Annotated in this window: 3 protein-coding genes; all 3 read right to left on the reverse strand. The window is 67.8% G+C overall.

From position 1 onward, the window contains the following. Positions 1-295: 295 nt before the first annotated feature. Positions 296-526, reverse strand: coding sequence for a hypothetical protein (locus tag PROKR_RS30450; protein ID WP_051432617.1), 231 nt, complete (start codon positions 524-526; stop codon positions 296-298). Then, positions 523-873: a phage tail tube protein gene (locus PROKR_RS30455; protein WP_051432618.1), complete on the reverse strand. Its 351-nt coding sequence runs from the start codon at positions 871-873 to the stop codon at positions 523-525. Before PROKR_RS30455 ends, PROKR_RS30450 begins: the two co-directional genes overlap by 4 nt. After that, the coding region (locus PROKR_RS02770) for a hypothetical protein (RefSeq protein ID WP_211240005.1) at positions 870-1,073 on the reverse strand (204 nt) is incomplete at its 5' end. The genes PROKR_RS02770 and PROKR_RS30455, both read right to left, overlap by 4 nt.

The raw sequence follows: 1,073 nt of genomic DNA on the forward strand, positions 1-1,073 counted from the left end.
CGACCTCCTCCAGGATCGTGAAGGTGAGGTCGAGCTCGTCGCGCCGGCGGTTGGCACGGAGCCACTTCGGCGAGCGGACGACGGAGAGGGACTTCTCGAAGGTGTAGGTCTCGCCGTTGTGGTCGAAGGAGAACAGGTCGGCGGTCTTGGTGGTGTCGCTCATGGCTGCTAGGCCCTTTCGTTCGTGGTGGTGCTAGGCCCAGGGGTGGAGCAAAGAAGAGCCCCTCCCGGAGCGGGCCTAGCGGGGGCTCCGGGAGGGGTAGCTAGAGGCGCGCAAGGGGCCTTGCGCGACAGGTCAGGCGGTCGGCTTGCCGTCGTCGATGTACTTCACGGCGTTGGCGTTGAGGTCCGTGTCACGGAACGCCTCGATGGTCACCGTGTAGCCGATGAGCTCGCCGTCGTTGTAGGTCACCTCGCCGACCTCGTTCACCTGGCCGTCCGGGACGTGGATGCGGATCTTCGCGTCGCCGTCCTTCATCTCGAAGACGAACGACTTGTGCGGGAGCACGTCGGCGTTGATCTTCACGGTCCGGAGGGTGCCGGCGACGGGGTCGCGGCGGTCACGGTGACGTTGTCGTCGCCGTAGACGGCCTTCAGCACGTCGGTGTTCAGCGTCTCCAGGAAGGTGAAGCTGTACGAGACGGAGAAATCGGTCTGGAGGACCTTGACGATGTCACCGCCCCAGGCCTTGACCTTCTCGGTCGACCGGTCGGTCGTCTCGGTCAGGCCGTCCTCGCCGACGTAGCCGGCGCTGACGAAGGCAGCGTCGAGGGCGGTCGTGGCGTCGGTCGGGGCGGTGGCGCCGAGCGGGCCGATGCGGACGCCGCCGGTCGCGAGCGGCTTGCCCGCGACGATGTTCGCAGAGTTGCTCATGCTGCGGTCTCCTTCTGGGAGTCAGAGCCCCGCGCGGCGTGTCCGTCGGGGGCGTTCGGGGGTAGGGTTTCGGCCTCTTCGTCGGCCGGGGCCTCGTCGAGAAGCCAGCCCGCCGCGAGGTGCGACTCGACGCGCTCGTCGGCGACGTCGATCACGACGGGCGGGTAGATGTGCGGGTGGCGGACCTTCACAGAGGGACT

This window comes from Promicromonospora kroppenstedtii DSM 19349 (assembly GCF_000515355.1).
Taxonomy (GTDB): Bacteria; Actinomycetota; Actinomycetes; order Actinomycetales; family Cellulomonadaceae; genus Promicromonospora; species Promicromonospora kroppenstedtii.

Coding starts and splice junctions, on each gene's coding strand:
- PROKR_RS30455 (WP_051432618.1), bottom strand. CDS start 873: ATGAGCAACTCTGCGAACATCGTCGCGGGCAAGCCGCTCGCGACCGGC.